The sequence below is a fragment of the Streptomyces sp. NPDC097981 genome (assembly GCF_040302565.1).
In the GTDB taxonomy this organism is placed as follows: Bacteria; Actinomycetota; Actinomycetes; order Streptomycetales; family Streptomycetaceae; genus Streptomyces.
Genome location: NZ_JBEORW010000001.1, coordinates 323359 through 338105 on the forward strand (window position 1 = coordinate 323359; position 14747 = coordinate 338105).

General features: G+C 72.2%; 10 protein-coding genes. 8 read left to right on the forward strand and 2 right to left on the reverse strand.

Annotated features, from left to right (window positions below; all coding sequences use genetic code 11):
• Window positions 1-216 precede the first annotated feature (216 nt).
• Window positions 217-2568 (reverse strand): alpha-N-acetylglucosaminidase, encoded by a 2352-nt coding sequence (locus ABTY04_RS01400; protein ID WP_352211241.1) that lies wholly within the window; start codon window positions 2566-2568, stop codon window positions 217-219.
• Window positions 2569-2868: 300 nt separating this feature from the next.
• Window positions 2869-4554: a ricin-type beta-trefoil lectin domain protein gene (locus tag ABTY04_RS01405; protein WP_352211242.1), complete on the reverse strand. Its 1686-nt coding sequence runs from the start codon at window positions 4552-4554 to the stop codon at window positions 2869-2871.
• A gap of 201 nt (window positions 4555-4755) precedes the next feature.
• Between ABTY04_RS01405 and ABTY04_RS01410 the strand changes: the two genes are divergently transcribed.
• The 8 genes from ABTY04_RS01410 to ABTY04_RS01445 all read left to right on the forward strand — a co-directional run bounded on the left by ABTY04_RS01410 (window position 4756) and on the right by ABTY04_RS01445 (window position 14620).
• Window positions 4756-5400, forward strand: a complete 645-nt coding sequence (locus tag ABTY04_RS01410; RefSeq protein ID WP_352211243.1) for a TetR/AcrR family transcriptional regulator — start codon at window positions 4756-4758, stop codon at window positions 5398-5400.
• 14 nt (window positions 5401-5414) lie between these two features.
• Window positions 5415-6350 carry a serine/threonine dehydratase gene (locus ABTY04_RS01415; protein WP_352211244.1) on the forward strand — a complete coding sequence of 312 codons (936 nt, stop codon included), beginning with the start codon at window positions 5415-5417 and terminating at the stop codon, window positions 6348-6350.
• A gap of 317 nt (window positions 6351-6667) precedes the next feature.
• Complete coding sequence (locus ABTY04_RS01420; protein ID WP_352211245.1) at window positions 6668-7033, forward strand: hypothetical protein; 366 nt, start codon at window positions 6668-6670, stop codon at window positions 7031-7033.
• Between the two features lie 450 nt (window positions 7034-7483).
• Entirely contained in the window at window positions 7484-8818 is a 1335-nt protein-coding gene (locus ABTY04_RS01425; protein ID WP_352211246.1) for an ABC transporter substrate-binding protein, read from the forward strand.
• Entirely contained in the window at window positions 8815-9822 is a 1008-nt protein-coding gene (locus tag ABTY04_RS01430; RefSeq protein WP_502996526.1) for a carbohydrate ABC transporter permease, read from the forward strand. The genes ABTY04_RS01425 and ABTY04_RS01430 overlap by 4 nt, the downstream gene beginning before the upstream one ends.
• A complete protein-coding gene (locus tag ABTY04_RS01435) occupies window positions 9819-10670 on the forward strand; it encodes a carbohydrate ABC transporter permease (RefSeq protein ID WP_352211247.1) in 852 nt (283 codons plus the stop codon). The genes ABTY04_RS01430 and ABTY04_RS01435 overlap by 4 nt, the downstream gene beginning before the upstream one ends.
• Before the next feature lie 59 nt (window positions 10671-10729).
• On the forward strand, window positions 10730-13759 hold the full coding sequence (locus ABTY04_RS01440; RefSeq protein ID WP_352211248.1) for an alpha-mannosidase: 3030 nt from the start codon (window positions 10730-10732) through the stop codon (window positions 13757-13759).
• A 9-nt stretch (window positions 13760-13768) separates the two neighbouring features.
• On the forward strand, window positions 13769-14620 hold the full coding sequence (locus ABTY04_RS01445; protein WP_352211249.1) for a GNAT family N-acetyltransferase: 852 nt from the start codon (window positions 13769-13771) through the stop codon (window positions 14618-14620).
• Window positions 14621-14747 lie beyond the last annotated feature (127 nt).

A 14747-nucleotide genomic window follows, 5' to 3' on the forward strand; every position in this document is an offset into this window, starting at 1 on the left:
GCACTCCTGGTGGCGTCGTGCCGTCACGGCGTCGGAAGGGGCGGCCGCCGGGCGTTCCGGCGGCCGCCCCTGGTCGTTCCGGGCCAGTGAACCGAGTACGTGTACCGCGCGTCGAACCACCGGAGAGGTTCTCCCTCGCACGAGTGCCACGATTCCCACGGGCGGGTGACGATCAGGACAACGGCCGATCACCACTGTGCCGGGTGGTGTATTCGGTCAGCGGGCAGCCCCCGCCGAGGACTTCAGGGCCGCCGCGATCGACGTCGCCAGGGTGTACGGATCCCCCTTCGGGCCGTTCGCCCCGCTCGGATGCCGGGTGGTGCGCCGGGCCCAGTCGTCTTCGAAGGCGTGCCAGTCGATCTCCCGGGGCGCCGCCCGCCGGACCAGCGACTCCTCCAGCGTCTCGAAGTAGGCCGCCCATCGCGGCGCGTACAACTCGCCGATCAGGCCGGCCCATTCGCGGTTCGCGTAGTCGTGCAGGAAGCCGCCCTCGCTGGTGCTGCGCCGGCCCCACACGCTCAGGATCGAGCGGGCGTCGTACTCGTACCGGTCCTGCTCGGCTTCGTCCGCGCCCCAGGAGCGGGCCGCGGACAGCCAGTTGCCGAGCAGGAAGTTCGGGTCGGAGCCGGTGACGACGTCCAACTGCCGCTCCCCGTCCCGCCATTGCGCGGTCAGCTCGCGGAACCGGACCAGGTCCTTGGCCTCGTAGGCCGCCTTGATCTTCGGCAGCAGCACCCGCGAGTGGTTGGCGAGGGCCTGCCGGGCGGTGTCCACCAGGTCGAAGCGGTAGGCGCTGGAGCCGCGCAGCTTCGGATCCACCTTGAGCAGGTGGTCCAGGGCCCGGCGGACCGAATCGGCCGGATACCGCATCGACTGGGGGCTCCAGTACGCGGCCCCCACCGCCGTGAGCGCCGGCCGCGCGGTGAACAGGCTGTCCTGCGACTCCGACCACAGGCCCGAGGAGGTGCTGTACGGGCCGGTGCGCAGCTCCTCCCAGGCGGCAGCCGCCTCCTTGTCGGGACGCCCGTAGCGGCGGCCCGCGAAATCGGCGAACCACTTGCGCTGGTCGATCGGTCCGGGCTCCCAGGCGAGATCGGTGAACAGGTCGAAGGCGGCCGGATTGGTCCCGGTGGCCTCCGGCAGGTAGGCGATGCCCTTCAGCGCACTGCCGGACTTGGCCCGCCAGGATCCGAACCGGTCGATCCACACGGAGGTGTTGGCACCGATCGTCGTGTGTCCGCCGAAGTTGTAGATCGTCCCCATCGCGTACGGGACGCCTCCCCAGCGGGTCTCGCGGTCCAGGCGGTTGTACCGGTCGGACAGTCCGTCGAGGACCAGCAGTTTCGAGGTGTCCACCCCGGCGAGCAGTTCCGCCTTCGGGCTGTCCTGCCAGCCCAGCACCGCCCACATTGCGCCCGGGTGCGCGGCGTGCAGCGCCGACTGCACGGCGCCGGCTGCCGCCTTCACGTCGACGGTGCCCGCCGTCCCGCCCTCGTGCAGCGGGCTCATCCGGTACATGGTGCTGTCCCCGAACACGGCACGCTGCTCCGCGTAGTACGCGGCGGCCAGCTTCCCGAACACCGGCGAGGACGGGTCCAGCCAGTCGGGCCGGTCGAAGCCCGCCCAGTCGCCCTGCGCCACCGTGCTCGCGCCCGGATTGCGGGCGGCGAAGCCGGGCGGCACCGTGCCGAAGCAGCCGGGCAGCACCGGGGTCATCCCGAGCCCGCGCAGCTGCTCGGCGATCCGGCCGCCGAGCTCGGCGCGCTCCCGCATCAGCCGCTCGGAGACCGGGCCGCCGAAACCGCTCAGGTTCTGCAGCAGCCACCAGCTCTGGTGCCCGGGGCCGGGGATCCACTCGCGCAGTTCGGCGGCGGAGTACCCGAAGCCCTGCAGCGCCCGGTAGTACGGGTACTCGGCGCCGACCTGTACGAACACCTCGTTGATGCCGTGCAGGGCGAGCAGGTCGATCTGCCGCCGGCGCTGTTCGAAGGTGCGGTAGGCGCCCGAGTAGCCGTCGTCGGTGTCGTTGAGGGCGTACCGGTGCGGGACGAGCGCGCTGCGGGTGACCGGCGCGGGTACGGCGGGGAGCCGCGCGGGCAGCATCCCGATGCTGTCGCCGGGCCAGCCGATGTCGGCCCCGGCGACGTGCTGCAGGTACCAGCCGACGCCGGTGAGCAGGGTGGCGCCGGTGGATCCGCGCACGGTGATCGCGCCGGCCCGGCCGGACACGGTGAACGTGTCGGCCCCGGTGGCCGGCTCGGGGACGAGGGTGAACTGGGTGGCGTGGCGCGGCAGCAGCCGTCCCAGCGCGGCCCGCGCGGGACCGGTGTCGAAGGTCCGGGGCCGCGGCGCGCCGGGAGCGCCCGGCTGCGCGGCCGCCCCGCGCGCGTCGTTCCGTACGGGCGCCGGCGCACCGGCCTCCGGTACCGGCGCGGGCGCGCGGCCTCGTACGCCGGCCACGTCGGCCAGTGCGGGGGAGCCTGCGCCGAGCAGGGCCACCAGGGCGGCGAAGGCGACCCGGCGGCGCAGCTGCGCGCGCCGCCGGCGCCGGGGCGGGAAGTTCGTCATCCGTCGAGTCACCGATCCGTGGTCTGAGGTGGGCCCCTGCGGGACCCGTGGCTGGGTTCGGTACCGGGTTCCGCGGCCGGGCCCCGTGGGGTCCCGTGGCCCGGTTCCGTGGCCGGGCTGCGGTGTCGGGCCTGGTGGGGGCCCGGGCCCTGTGGGGTCCCGTGGCCGGGTTCCGTGGCCGGGTTCCGTGGCCGGGCCGCCTGGCCGGGCTCGGCGGACGGGTCCGGTGCCGGGTCCCGCGGCCCGCGTACGGGGTCCCCGCCCGCGGGCCGATCCGTGGGCGGGGGCGCCGGCGGGGCGTCAGACCGGCAGGGACCAGGCCTGGTCGACCCGGTGGTCGCCGCAGTCGGTCAGTCGCAGCCGCTCGGCCGGGGCGTCCGCGGCCGCCGCGGCGGGAGCCGTCAGGCACATCCCGCTCACGTCCTCGACCAGGGCCCCGTCCCGGCGGTGCGTCCAGCTCTGGCCCGGCTCCCCGGGCGCGCAGCCGGCCAGTTCCACGACGCCGCTCTCGCCCGCCGAGAGGCACTCGCCGGTCAGGCGCACGCTCGCGTCGGGCCCGAGGACCCAGCGCTGGTCGGCGGCCGCGGTGCACGGCGCCAGGACCACCGCGCCGACTCCGGCGGTGTTGGCCCCGTCGGCGCACCTTGCGCCGTCGCCGGTGACCTGCCCGGTGGGCACGGCGTCGCCGCACCCCTTGCGCGGGGTGAGCCGCCAGACCGCCGTGTCGTGCGCGGCCAGCTTCCCGGTCAGGGAGGTCGAGACCTCCGTGGTCCTGCCGCTCCACAGGTCCTTCGCGCCGACCGTGCAGGAGGACAGCCCGATGTCGGCGAGCGGTACGGAGACGTCCCGGGTGCTGCCGGACCGGTTGAGCACGGCGACGGCCCGGTCGCCGTTCGCCAGCGGCCGGGCCAGCACCTCGAAGGTGGCGTTGGCGGAGACCACCGCGCCCTGGCGGCCCATCGGGTCCTGGTCCAGCGCGACCAGGTCGGTGTTGCCCAGGGCGGCCAGCCCGCCCGGCGTCAGCTTGGAGACCTCGGAGGACAGGATGAACGGGGCCGCCATCATCGCCCACAGGCCGATCTGGCTGCGGCTCTCGGCCTCGGTGAGCCCGGGAGAGCCCGCGATCAGGAAGTCCGGGTCGTTCCAGTTGCCGGGGTGGGCGTACCGGCCGAGCCAGCGGTTGTACCCGTAGTTGCCCAGCACCGAGCTCCACCGCGAGGTCGCAGGCGACGCGGGGTCGTAGACCTTGATGTCCTTGCCCTCGCGCCACAGCTGGCCGGTCTCGCCGACCCAGCCGAGGACCTTGTGCCAGTCGGAGCCGCCCCACTCGCCCTGCTGGAAGTAGGCGGGGGCCGAAGCCGAGAGCACCATGTCCCGGCCGCTCGTGCGCAGTGCCTCGGCCACGGCCCGGTACGCGTCGCGGTACGCCTGCTCCTTCGTCGTCCCGGGCGGCACCCACAGGTTGCAGCCGTCCATCTTGACGTAGTCGACCTTCCACGACGCGAACTGCCGGGCGTCCTGCGCGTAGTGGTCCGGCCCGCCGCCGTCGGGGGAGCCGCTGCCGGGGTAGCGCTCGCAGGTGAGCGAGCCGGCGTCCTCGTAGATGCCGAACTTCAGGCCCTTGGCGTGCAGATGGTCACCGAGCCAGGCCATGCCGTGCGGGAACTTCTGCGCGTCGACGCCCAGGTTGCCCTCGGCGTCCCGGCTCTTGGCCATCCAGCAGTCGTCGACGGTCACCGTGTCGTAGCCCTTGGCCGCGAGGCCGGTGGACACCAGTGCGTCGGCGTTCGCGACCACCTTGGCCTCGTCGATGTCGCACATGTAGTGCGCCCAGTTGTTCCAGCCCATGGGAGGGGTGAGTGCGAGCGGGGTGTCCGAGGTCGCGTGGGGCTCGGCGGCCGAGGGGGCGGGGACGAGGGCGAGGCAGAAGGCGAGCACGGCGGCCGCGGTCAGGCAGGGGAGTGACGCACGCAGGCGAGGCGGCACGGAGACTCCTTGACGTGGGGGCGGGCGTACCGGCGGTGCCGGCTGTCGGTGCGCTCAGTGCAGCGGTGCGACTACCCTCTGTCAACATAAGTCGATGGTTATGGCCCAATGACCAGCAATATGGCCCTAGTCGACGTCACACGATCGGCGTGGCGTCCGTGAGATACGGCGTATGTTCCGTCGTCTGATACGGTGTATCTCATGCCGAGGAGATCAGCAGCCCTGGATCGTGCGACGCCCGAGACGATCGCCGTCGCCGCCCTTCGCCTCCTCGACGAGGAGGGGCCGGCCGCGCTGAGCTTCCGCGCCCTCGCCGACCGGCTCGGCGTTTCCCACGCCACCGTCCAGCGCCGCTGCACCGACCTCGCCGGACTGCTCGACCTCTGCACCGAGCACCTCGCCGGCCAACTGCCCGAGATCCCGGCCGGCACCGGCTGGGCCGAGGCCACCGAGGTGCGCTTCACCGCCCTCTACCGGCTGCTCACCGCACACCCGGGGCTGCTGGTGCTCCGCGGCGGCCGCCCCTGGCTCGGCCGCCAGCTGCTGGCCCGGCTGGTCGAGCCCGCGCTCGCCGACAGCACGGCAGCCGGGATGACCGCCGCCGAGGCGATGACCGCGTACCGCCGGATGTACCTGCTCACCCTCGGCAGCGCCGCGTTCGTGGACCACCGGGATCCGGCCGGAGCCACCGCCGCCTCGCGGGCGGCCCTGGCCGCGCTGGACCCGGAGCGGTTCCCCGTGCTCTCGGCCGGGCTGGCCGACGTACTGCCCGCCCTGACCGACCACGAGGTGTACTACGGCGCCCTGCGCCAGCTGATCGAGGCCAACCGGCCCGCCGCCGCCTGAAGGGATCCCCCGTCATGGAACAGCAGCTCGACTACGCCGCCGTACGCGCCGCCGCCGACCGGATAGCCGGGTCGGTCCGCCCGGCGGCCGTGGTGCCCGCCGCCGAGGGTGTCTGGTACGCGCTGGAACACCTCCAGCACACCGGCTCCTTCAAAGCCCGCGGTGCCCGCAACTTCCTGGCCGCCCACCGCGAGGCCGGCACCCTGCCGGATGCCGGCGTCACCATCGCCTCCGGCGGCAACGCGGGTCTCGCCTGTGCCTGGGCGGCCCGCGCGCAGTCCGTCCCGGCCACCGTGTTCCTGCCCGCCAACGCGCCCCGCGTGAAGGTGGAGCGGCTGCGCGGCTACGGGGCCGAGGTGCGGCTCGTCGGCGACCGGTACGCCGAAGCGCTGGCCGCGTGCGAGGAGTTCGCGGCGGCCGGCGGCGCCCTGAGCAGCCACGCGTACGACCACCCGCTCATCGCCGCGGGCGCGGGCACCCTGCTGGACGAGATCCGGGCCGGGCTGCCCGGCCTGGACACCGTGGTCGTCGCGGTCGGCGGCGGCGGGCTGTTCGCCGGCGTCGCCGCCGCGGCCCGCGAACACGGCGTACGGGTGGTCGCGGCCGAGCCGGAGAACTGCCGGGCCCTGAACGCGGCGTTGGAGGCGGGCCGGCTCGTCGACGTGGCCGTGGAGTCGGTCGCCGCCGACTCGCTGGGTGCCACCCGCGTCTCGGCGGCCGCGCTGGCCGCCGCGCAGGAGAAGAACGTCCGGTCGGTGCTGGTCCCGGACCAGGCGATCACCGCCGCCCGGCGCGCGCTGTGGGAGGAGCACCGGATCGTGGTGGAAGCGGGCGCGGCCACGGCCCTGGCGGCCGTACGGTGCGCTTCGGAGCCGCTGGGCGAGCGGGTGGCCGTCGTCCTGTGCGGCGCGAACACCGACCCCGCGGACCTGACCGCCCCCGCGCACTGACGGCCGCGGCGGGCGTTGCTGCCCGAGTTCACCGGCGGGCCCGCAGTCCGGGGCGGTGCCTCGTGATCAGTACGTTCATGTCGCTGACGTGAACGGTCACGTTCCGCCTGTGCCTGGAAGCGGGCGGAAGCGTGTTCGGCGCACTCGGAGCCCAAGACGGTCAGAGGCACGACGGGCCGTTCCACCCGCGGTGAATTCCGGTCTCACGTCGAACGACGATCGTTGCGGGCGGTGAAGACTTTGGAGGACGGCGCGCGGTCCCCGCGCCTTGCGAAGGTCTGGGTGTCAACAGATCCGCAAGGTACGGAGGAACGCACGTGGCACAGCGCAAGGGCTGTCTGATCGGCTGCGGAGTGGTGCTGGTGCTCGGCCTCGCGGGCGTCGCGGCACTCGTCTTCGGCGTCGGCAAGGTCGTCGACGCCGCAGGCAAGACCCTGCTGGAACCGGGCGTCTACCAGTCCGTGAAGGTCGGCGACCCGGAGGACGCGGTCCGCGCCAAGATGCCGTCCGGCGAGAGCTTCATCAAGGACGCCCTGAAGTCGGGCGGCCCGGCCGAACCAGCGGGCAGCGTCTGCTCCTGGTACCTATCGGCCGCGGACGGCAAGGGCGGCGACGAGACCGTGTACCGCTTCTGCTTCAAGGACGGCAAGCTGGCGGAGAAGGTCGAGTACCTGATGAAGTAGCGGCCAGACGGAGCCGGGCGACGGCGGGCGTGAGCCGGGCCGAGGCGACTGTGCAGGTCGGTGCTCTGGCTGCTGAGCTACACGCCGTGGCCGGAAACCTGACCGTTCGAACGTCCCGCACACAACCGGGTTCCGACGGCGCGTATGAGATAAAGCGCATTAGTGCACGGACCTCCCGAACCGTCCATAAGAAGTCAACATCTGACGTCGGAACAGGTTGTTATCGAATCGATATCACGCCGGACAGCTCATGTGCTAAAGCGCATTAGTGCAGGTCGCTGCGGTGTTGACCCGGCGGCTCCCGTCTGCCTGTACATCCAGCGCAGGCATTCCGGACCCGCGGATACCCGCCCATCGGGACTTCGGCCGCATTGACGCGATCCGGCGTTGGGGTCAGCGTGGGCTGCGCGCTCCGGCAGCGAGGCCGGAACTCCCCCGAAGGCGGCGACGATGACCCGTTCGAACGCGACCCGTACCGCCATCGCCACACTCGTGGCGGGCACGCTCCTCTCGGTCTCCGCCTGCGGGGTGAGCGGTGGCGCCGCAGACGTGCCGGAGGCCAGGAAGAGCGGCAAAGTGGCCGGCGAGATCACCTTCCGCACCCTCCAGCTCAAGCCCAAGTTCACGGCCTACGTCCAGGGTGTCATCGACGCCTTCGAGGAGAAGTACCCCGAGGCCAAGGTCAGATGGGAGGACGTACCCGGCGACGGCTACAACGAGAAGCTCGTCGCCGACGCCCAGGCCGGCGCACTCCCCGACGTGGTCAACCTCTCCACCGACTCCTTCCAGCTCCTCGGCGACCGCGGGCTCCTCGCCGATGTCGCGGGGCTCGACCCCGAGGTCGCCAAGGAGTACGTCCCCGGTTCCTGGGATCAGTTCAAGCTCCCCGGCAAGGGCGACGGCGTGTACGCCTACCCCTGGTATGTGACCCCCGAGATCCTCACGTACAACAAGGAGCTCTTCGAGAAGTCGGGCCTGGACCCGGCCAGGCCGCCGACCAGCGTCGAGGAGTTCTTCGACTGCGCCGACAGGATCGCCGCCGCCTCGGGCGGCCGGTACTCCGCCTTCATGGCCGACCCCAAGGGCCGGCTGCCCGGGGACTGGCAGAAGATGGGCGTGCCGATCCTGAGCGAGAAGCAGGACCGTTTCGTCTTCGACACCCCCAAGGCCGTCGAGTGGGTCGAGCGGATGAAGGACCTGTACGCCAAGGGCGCCATGCCCAAGGAGTCCCTCCTCAAGTCCGACGACATCAACCAGCTCTACGGCAGCGGAAAGCTCGTCTTCGGCCCCGGTTCCCCGGGCTTCGTCAAGGACATCAGGCAGAACGCCCCGCAGGTCTATGCCGGCACCCAGGTCGCGGGGGCCGTCACCGGCAAGCTCGGCCACATCGGCATCTACGCCCAGTCGCTCGGCATCAGGAAGGACACCAAACACCTGGACGCGGCCACGGAGTTCGCCAAGTGGGTCACCAACGGCCCCAACCAGGTGGAGTTCTCCAAGAAGGCGACGATCTACCCGTCCAATGCCCGGGGCCTGGCCGATCCGCGCTTCGCGGACCGGGGCGACGGCAAGGACGCGGAGACGGTCGCCCGCGCGGTCGGCGCCGAGCAGCTGAAGAGCGCCGCACTCGACGCCAACACCCCGGTCCAGTGGACCAACCAGGTGGGCGACGCGGTCGTCCGCGAGATGCAGAAGGCGATCCAGGGCGAGCAGGACCCGAAGACGGCCGTACGCAAGGCCCAGGAGGAGGCGAACAGGCTGCTCGCCAAGTCGGCGCAGAAATGACGCGCGCCGCATACGCTGTGGAACCGGCAGACCGCGTCAAAAGCCCTGCCGGCCCCGCTGCCGCCGGCGACCGGGCCGCCCGCAGGCGGCGCCGCAAGGCCCTGGCGGCCATGGAGGCCGACACCGGGCTGAGCCACCGCACATGGTGGACGCCCTACCTCTTCCTCGCCCCCGGCCTGGTGATGGTGGCCCTGTTCAGCCTCTGGCCGTTCGTCAACACCGTCATCCTGTCCCTCACCGACGCCCGGATCCTGCGCGGCGGCCGCTTCGTCGGCTTCGACAACTACACCCGGGCCTTCAACGACCCCGACTTCTGGGCCGCCACCGGCAACAGCGTGCTGTACCTGGTCGTCGTGGTCCCGTGCCTCGTCCTCCTCCCGCTCGCCCTCGCCGTGCTCGTCCAGGCGGAGATCCCCGGCATCGGGTTCTTCCGTTCCGCCTTCTACACCCCGGTGATCGCCTCGGCCGTGGTCGTCGGCCTGATCTGGCAGTGGGTGCTGCGCAGCGACGGGCTCGTCAACACCGTGTTCCGGAAGCTGAGCATCGTCGCGGAGCCGGTCCCGTTCCTGACCGACAGCACCATGCTGCTGGTCTCCGCGATGATCGTGACTGTGTGGAAGGGCCTCGGCTACTACATGGTGTTCTACCTCGCCGCCCTCGGGAACGTGCCCGCCTCCCTCCACGAGGCGGCCGCCCTCGACGGCGCCGGCCCCGTCCGCCGTTTCTTCAGCATCACCGTCCCCCAGGTGAAGCCGATGATGCTGCTGGTCGGCACGCTCTCCGCCATCTCCGCGCTGCGCGTCTTCACCGAGATCTACATCCTCGGCGGCGAGAGCGGCGGCCCCGGCGGCGGCGCCCGCACCCTGCCCTTCCTCATCCGGCAGGTCGGCCTCGGCTTCTCCGGCGAGACCGGCTACGCCTCGGCCATCTCGATCCTGCTGTTCCTGCTCACCCTGGTCTTCAGCCTGCTGGGACGCCGCCTGTCCAAGGGGGACGAGAGTTGAGCACCGCGACGCGCACCGGCGCCGACCGCAGGCGCCGCCGGATCGGGCTCGCCGGCCGGTACGCCACGCTGGTCCTGACGCTCGTCGTGATGCTCGGGCCGATCGTCTGGCAGTTCCTGACCTCGATCCGCGGGCGCACCGAGAACGTCTACGACGGCCTGCTGCCCTCGCGGCCCACCCTCGACAACTACGTCCTCGTCGCCGACTCGTTCCCGCTGCTCCAGTACGTCGGCAACACCCTGGTGGTGGCCGCCTCGGCGATCACTTCGAACATGCTGTTCGCCGCGATGGGCGGGTACGCCCTGTCCCGGGCCGGGTGGAAGGGCCGCAAGACGGTCTTCACGGTGCTGGTGGCCACCCTCATGTTCCCCTTCGAGTCCGTGATGATCTCGATGTTCCTGACCATCCGGGAGATGGGCCTGGTCGACACCCTCGTCGGCGTGTGGCTCCCCGGCGCGGTCTCCGTCCTCAACATCATGATCATGCGTTCGGCCTTCCTCGCCGTGCCCAAGGAGGTGGAGGAGTCCGCCGTCCTGGACGGTGCGAACGAGTGGACCCGGTTCACCCGGCTCTTCCTCCCGGCCGCGAAGGGAGCCCTGGCCGTCGTCTGCATCACCAGCTTCATGGGCGCCTGGGACGACTTCCTCTGGCCCCTGCTGGTGCTCACCGACAGCGACCACTACACCCTCCAGCTCGGCCTGAAGACCCTGGCCGGCGCCACCACCACCAACGACCAGCGGATCATCGCCGCCGGTGCGATGGCGGCGCTCCTCCCGATGATGCTGCTCTTCTGCGCCCTCCAGCGTTACTTCTTCAAGGGAGTGGGCGAGGGAGCCGTCAAAACCTGACCCGTCCGCCCGTCCGCCCGTCCTGCCCGTCACACGACCCCTCCCTTGGAGCAGCCGTCATGCATGACGACCGCAGCATCACCGAACACCGCCTGCGCCGGGTCCTCAAGGAGCGCATCAAGCCCGCCGTGCACTCCCACTCGGTCCCGCTGGCGATCGAGCGCTGGGAGGCCCCGGGCGAGCCCGTGCCGGTCGCCGAGGGCCTGGCGGCCCCGTACGAGCCCTGCGCGATCGGCGAGGCGTGGGGGCCGGCCTGGGGCACCACCTGGTTCAAGGTCACCGGCACCGTCCCGGCCGGCTGGGCGGGCCGTGCGGTCGAGGCCGTCCTCGACCTCGGCTTCGACCGGATGATGCCCGGCTTCCAGTGCGAGGGGCTCGTCCACCGGGCCGACGGCTGCGAGGTCAAGGCGCTCAACCCGTACAACGACTGGGTGCGCGTCGCCGACTCCGCGGCCGGCGGCGAGCGGGTCGAGTGGTACGTGGAAGCCGCCTCCAACCCCGTCCTCGTCGACCACCGCGCGACCTACGAGGGGGACCGGCAGACCAGCGGCGACCAGCCGCTCTACCGGCTCGCCCGGATGGACCTCGCCGTCTTCGAGACCGAGGTCTGGGAACTCGTGCAGGACCTGGAGGTCCTCCACGACCTGATGATGCAGCTCGACGAGGCCGACGCCCGGCGCTACGGGATCCTGCACGCCGTCGAAGCGGCCCTCGACGCCGTGGACCCGGGCGACGTCCCCGGTACGGCGGCCGCCGCCCGCGCGCGCCTCGCCGGGGTGCTCGCCGCCCCCGCCAACGCCTCCGCGCACCGCATCAGCGCGGTCGGCCACGCGCACATCGACTCCGCGTGGCTGTGGCCGCTGCGCGAGACGGTCCGCAAGGTCTCCCGGACCGCCTCCAACATGGTCAACCTGATGGACGCGCACCCCGAGTTCGTCTTCGCCATGTCGCAGGCGCAACAGCTGGACTGGATCAAGACCCACCGGCCCGAGCTCTTCGAGCGGGTCAAGAAGAAGATCGCGGACGGGCAGTTCGTGCCGGTCGGCGGCATGTGGGTGGAGTCCGACACCAACATGGTCGGCGGCGAGGCGATGGCCCGCCAGTTCCTCTACGGGAAGAAGTTCTTCCTGGACGAGTTCGGCATCGAGACCCACAACGTCTGGCTGCCCGACTCCTTCGGGTACACCGCCGCGATGCCTCAGATCGTGAAGCTCTCCGGCTCGAAGTGGTTCCTGACGCAGAAGATCTCCTGGTCACAGGTGAACACCTTCCCGCACCACACCTTCTGGTGGGAGGGCATCGACGGCACCCGCGTCTTCACCCACTTCCCGCCCGTCGACACGTACAACAGCGACCTCGGCGGCACGCAACTGGCCCATGCGGCCCGCAACTACCGGGAGAAGGGCCGTGGTTCACGCTCCCTGGTGCCCTTCGGCTGGGGTGACGGCGGCGGCGGACCCACTCGCGAGCACCTGGCCCGGGCCCGGCGGCAGCGGGACCTCGAAGGCTCCCCGCGCGTCGAGATCGAGCGGCCCGACGCGTTCTTCGAGAAGGCGCACGCCGAGTACCCGGACGCCCCCGTATGGGCCGGCGAGCTGTACCTGGAGCTGCACCGCGGCACCTACACCTCGCAGGCCAGGACCAAGCAGGGCAACCGGCGCAGCGAATCACTGCTGCGCGAGGCCGAGTTGTGGGCGGCCACCGCCGCGGTCCGGGTGCCGGGGTACGGGTACCCGTACGAGGACCTGGAGCGGATCTGGAAGACCGTGCTGCTCCACCAGTTCCACGACATCCTGCCCGGATCGTCCATCGCCTGGGTGCACCGCGAGGCGCGCGCCACGTACGCGCAGGTACGCGAGGAGCTGTGCGGGATCACCCTGGCCGCGCAGTCGGCCCTGGCGGGGGAGGGCACCGCTGAGCTGGTGTTCAACTGCGCCCCGTACGCCCGGCGCGGCATCCCGGCGGGCGGAGCCGGACTGCCGCGGGCGTCGGGTCAGCCCGTCACAGTGGAGGAGCGGCACGGCGGCGGACACGTCCTCGCCAACGGGCTGCTGCTGGTGGAGATCGACGGCCGGGGGCTGATCGTGTCGGCGTACGACCTCCGGGCGCGCCGCGAGGCGCTGGCTCCGGGGCAGGCCGCGAACCTGCTCCAGATCCATCCCGACTTCCCGAACATGTGGGACGCGTGGGACATCGACGCCTTCTACCGCAACAGCGTCACCGACCTGGTCGGACTGGACGCGCTGGAGGTCACGGAACCGGGCCCCGAGGCGGCGACCGTCCGGGTGAGCCGCTCCTTCGGGTCCTCCCGGGTGGTCCAGTCGATCACCCTGCGGGCCGGGGCCGGGACGGTGGACATGGTCACGGAGGTGGACTGGCACGAGACGGAGAAGTTCCTCAAGGCCGCGTTCCCGCTGGACGTGAAGGCCGAACGCTCCGCCGCGGAGACCCAGTTCGGGCACGTGGACCGGGCCACCCACACCAACACCTCGTGGGAGGCGGCCAAGTTCGAGATCTGCGCGCACCGGTGGATCCACGTGGAGGAGCCGGGGTGGGGCACCGCGGTCCTCAACGACTCCACGTACGGCCACGACGTGACCCGCACCGTGCGGCCGGACGGTGGGCAGACCACCACGGTCCGCCTCTCCCTCCTGCGGGCCCCCCGCTACCCGGACCCGGAGACCGACCAGGGCTCCCACACCCTGCGGTTCTCGCTGGCGCCGGGCGCGGAGATCGCGGACGCCGTGCGCGAGGGCCATGCGCTGAACCTGCCGGAGCGGGTGGTGACCGGCGCGGGCCCGGTCGCCCCGCTGATCGCGGTGGACGACGACGCAGTGGTGGTCGAGGCGGTGAAACTGGCCGAGGACCGCAGCGGTGACGTGGTCGTCCGCCTCTACGAGTCCCGCGGCGGCCGCGCCACGGCCACCCTCGCACCGGGCTTCCCGATCACGGCGGCGGTCGAGAGCGACCTCCTCGAACGCCCCCTGGACGGCTCCGCGGTGGGCGCGCCGGCCCCGGACGGCACCACCCCGCTCACGCTGCGCCCGTTCCAGATCGTCACGGTCCGCCTGTGCCGCCCCCGTGAGTAGGCTGTTCGGATGAACGGGATCGAGATCGTCCCCGACCGGCACGCGTGGCGCAGCGGGTTCGAGGCCCGGGTACTCGACGGGTACCGGGCCGCCGGCTGCTCGGAGCCGCTGGCCCGGGCCCTGCTGGAACGGGCGGTACGGGGGATCGAGGGTTGGACGGTGGCCACGGACGGCACCGGCTGGATCGCGGTCGAGGTGACGCAGGACAACGGGGCGACCGTCGGGCGGATCCACGACCTGACGGTGCCGCGGGGGCGCGGGTGGGCCGAGCAGTGGTGCGCCGAGCGCGGCGCGAAACGGGTGGAGGTGCGGCTCACCGGCGGGCCGGGGGTGTTCGCCGACTACCCCGTGCGGGGGCAGAACCGGATGTGCGCCGTGACCGGGCGGCCCGAGCTGCCGGCGGGCCTGACGGTCCGCCGGCTCACCGAGGAGGAGTACCCGGCCTGGTACGCGGGGGAGGAGGCGGCGTACGTCGCGGACATCGTCCGTGCCGGGGCGTTGACCCCGGAGCAGGCCAGGGCGAAGTCCGACGAGGACTTCGCCCGCCACCTCCCGCAGGGCTACCGGACGCCGGGCCACGCGTTCTACGCGATGGAGGTGGACGGGGAGGTGGTCGGCACCGGCTGGGTGAACCACGGCTTCCTGCCCGGCGTGACCTTCGGCTTCTCGCTGGAGGTGTACGAGGAGCACCGCGGCAGGGGCTACGGCCGGGCGGCGATGGCCGTCGGCGCGTGGGCCACCCGGCAGGGCGGCGACGAGGCGATGATGCTGAACGTCTTCGGGGGCAACGAGGTGGCGATGCGGCTGTACGACAGCACCGGCTTCACGGTGCTCGACGAGTACCGCTCGATCGACCTGTAGCGCCCGCGCCGGTGCCCAGGGCGCCAGCCGCTCGCGGTCGTTGCCGAGGACCCAGGGCCAGGGGCCGGCCGTGAACTGCGCCACAGGGGGCGGTGACCCGGGCCCGGGGTTACGGGCCCCGGGTGGG